This is a genomic window from Streptomyces sp. NPDC031497 (assembly GCF_055580905.1).
In genome coordinates this window covers 1-2,555 of the sequence record NZ_JBVIKO010000068.1, presented here as the reverse complement: position 1 = coordinate 2,555, position 2,555 = coordinate 1, and the positions used below count along the sequence as shown (strand labels likewise).

General features: G+C 64.9%; 1 protein-coding gene. It reads left to right on the top strand.

Annotated elements, in window-relative coordinates; all coding sequences use genetic code 11:
* Window positions 1-171: 171 nt before the first annotated feature.
* The coding region (locus ACZ5K7_RS48255) for a hypothetical protein (protein ID WP_468924962.1) at window positions 172-2,555 on the top strand (2,384 nt) is incomplete at its 3' end.

Sequence of the window (2,555 nt, the reverse complement as noted above, 5' to 3'; positions counted from 1 at the left end):
TTGGTGTCGGATGCTGTTGGTAGCAGTGTTTCGGTGGTGCGTTGGTTGAAGCGGAATGTGGGTGATGTGGGTGTGTTGGTGGGGAATCCGGTGGTGGCGGGGGTGATGGGGAGGCGGGGGCAGGTTTTCTCGAGTGAGGGTTTGGTGGAGCGGTTTTTGCGGTCGGGGTTGGTGGCTGAGTTGGAGTCGCGTGCTGGGTTGGCGGAGGTGGTGCTGGGTGATGGGCAGGTGCTGGAGACGGTGCTTGCGAATTCTGGGATGGTGGCTGCGCTGGAGGCTGAGCCGCGGGTGCGGGAGTTGCTGGAGCGTCGTCCGGAGTTGCATGAGTTGTTGCGTTCCTGGCGGGTGGGTCCTGATCTTCTGGCGGGTTCTGGGGAGTTGCGTGATGCGCTTCGTGTGGTGCCGGGTCTGGCTGGGGCGTTGGTGCGTGAGGTGCGTGGGGTGGGGGATCGGCGGCTTCTTGGGGAGGTGGTGCGGGCTCCGTGGGTTGTTGGTGTTCTGACGCGGAATCGGGGGTTGGTGGGGCATGCGAGTGAGAACACGGTGTTGTGGCGTGCTGTGGTGGGGAGTAAGTCGCTGGCTGATGCGCTGACGCCTTCGTTGCGGTGGCGGCTTAATGGGCTGTTTGATTTCCTGGGTTCGCAGTCCGAGGGGTTTGTGGGTTTCTTCGTGGCGACCGCGCGGTTGGCGGAGTTGGCGGTGGAGCACGGTTCTGTGCTGGCGGATCAGTTGCGTGTGCTCAGGCGGCAGCGGCCGGAGGTGTTCGAGGAGCCGGCGCGGTGGCAGGAGCTGGTGGGTCTGGTCGAGGAGGCTGTGGTGGATGGCAGTGCCTCGGTGGGGGTCGGGCAGGGGCAGGGTTCTGCTGCTGTGGTGGCGAAGGGGCCGGTGAAGTCGTCGGGGAAGAGGCAGCCGGTGCGTTCTGGTGGGAAGGGGGCTGTGGGGCAGGAGCCGGCGGGGGCTGTGGCGCCGGTGCGGTCTGTGTCCGATCCGGCGCAGGTCTGGGCTGATCAGTTGCTGTCGGCGCCGTCGGCTGCGGCTTTGTTGTTGAGTCCTGAAAAGGCCGGTTTGCTTAGTGGTATGGCGGAGGACAGGCCGTTGCTGGCTTTGATGCTTTCCTCGGAGGTTGTTGCGGAGGGTGTCGGGGTGGAACCTTCGAAGTGGCGGGAGTGGAGTTTTGAGGGGTTCCTCACCGCGGGTGAGGGGAGGCTGGATTCGGAGGATTTCGAAGCGGTTTTCCAGGACTATCTGGATGAATTGGCGCTTGTGCTGGAATCTGAGCATCGTGAGCGGGTGCGGGCGGAGTCTTGGGCGGTGTGGCAGTCCGTGCGGGAGGAACGCAGGCAAGCGGCTGCTGTGGCGGCGGAGACGGTGACGGCCCGTTTGGCGAGGCTGCGTGCTCATGATTACAGCACGTGGGAGTTGGGTGAGGATCTTCTTTATGCGTCCGGCAGGGTGGAGCGCGATGTTCGTTCCGAGGACGAGTTGGTGTTGCGGAGGCTTTTGGCGGAGCAGTTTGCGGGTTCGCGTGAGGCCCGGCAGGCGCATGTGCTGAACCGCAGTGCGCACGTTCATCTGACCAGAGGGTCTCGTGGTGCGTCGTATGCGCCGGTGATTATGGCGGATGGCCGGGTGGCGGTTTTCGTGTTCGCGGTCGCGGACTCGCGGAATGATAAGAACGAGTATGTGTGGGGCAGTGGTGTGGCCACTGCCGGGCCGCTTGATGCGGACGTTGAATTCAATCATCCGCATATGGTCACTTCTCGGAGAATGCTTGAGGAGGCGAGGTCTCTTCAGGGCGGTTCTTCGGCTGTCGAGGGCAAGGGCAAGGGGAAGGGCAAGACGAAGAAGGGGAAGGGGAAGAGCGAGGAGGCTGTTCGTCAGTCGGAGCCGGGGGCTGTCAGTACTGGTTCTGGTCGGAACCGGGGGCAGTGGGCCGGTGATCCTGGGCTGTCGAGGCTGGCGGGGTATCTCGCCGAGTATCACGCTGCTGTGGGTGAGGCCCAGGCGTCTGCGGTGAATGCCCGTCAGGGTGTCCAGGCGAAGGCGAGGGTGGACAAGGCCCGTCAGCAGCTGCAGCGTCTTGGTCTTTCGGCCGGCGAGGCTTCCGGGGCGCAGGTTCAGGTCAGGATGGCCGATCTCGGTGAGTCTTTCGGTGCGGGTGTCGCGCGGCTGGCCACGGACCTCTTCCTTGAGGGCCGGGTCGATATGGCGCAGAGGCTGAGCAGGGCTGCCGCCACGCGTGACGGCGTGTCGTCTGTTGCCGGTGGTGATGGTCTGGCTGCTGCGGTGCGTGAGGATTATCCGGTGGTGTTTGAGGGGGTGGAGTCGTGGGCGATCGGGGAGGGATTGCGGCTTTATCAGGAGGGTGTGCAGCCGGTTGTGCTGGTGGGTGATGACCCGGAGACCCGTGGGCTGCGGGAGCAGCGTGCGGGTGATGTCGCTGCGGTTGCGTGGGCGGTGCAGGGGGGTGTTGACGGGGCGGCTGATGCGGTGGTTGCGGGGTTGAGGGCTGGGTCGGGGGGCGAGGTCCGTGGTGTGCTGCCCGGTGGTATGCC